A 687-nucleotide genomic window follows, 5' to 3' on the forward strand; every position below is an offset into this window, starting at 1 on the left:
GTACCGTGATCCGGTATGGGGACAGTGTCAGGTGGGCAGTTTGACTGGGGCGGTCGCCTCCTAAAATGTAACGGAGGCGTTTAAAGGTTCCCTCAGAATGGTTGGAAATCATTCGCAGAGTGCAAAGGCATAAGGGAGCTTGACTGCGAGACCTACAAGTCGAGCAGGGACGAAAGTCGGACTTAGTGATCCGGTGGTACCGAATGGAAGGGCCATCGCTCAACGGATAAAAGCTACCCTGGGGATAACAGGCTTATCTCCCCCAAGAGTCCACATCGACGGGGAGGTTTGGCACCTCGATGTCGGCTCATCGCATCCTGGGGCTGAAGTAGGTCCCAAGGGTTGGGCTGTTCGCCCATTAAAGCGGTACGCGAGCTGGGTTCAGAACGTCGTGAGACAGTTCGGTCCCTATCTGTCGCGGGCGTAGGAAATTTGAGAGGAGCTGTCCTTAGTACGAGAGGACCGGGATGGACGTACCGCTGGTGTACCAGTTGTCTCGCCAGAGGCATCGCTGGGTAGCTATGTACGGAGGGGATAAGCGCTGAAAGCATCTAAGCGCGAAGCCCCCCTCAAGATGAGATTTCCCAGTATGTAAGACCCCTTGTAGACGACGAGGTTGATAGGTTCGAGGTGGAAGTGCGGCAACGTATGCAGCTGACGAATACTAATCGGTCGAGGGCTTAACCA

General features: G+C 55.0%; 1 rRNA gene. It reads left to right on the forward strand.

Annotation, left to right across the window (positions count from 1 at the left end):
- Positions 1-687, forward strand: a 23S ribosomal RNA gene (locus tag HQN88_RS37260); the annotation flags it as partial.

The organism is Paenibacillus qinlingensis (genome assembly GCF_013204845.1).
Classification (GTDB): domain Bacteria; phylum Bacillota; class Bacilli; order Paenibacillales; family NBRC-103111; genus Paenibacillus_E; species Paenibacillus_E qinlingensis.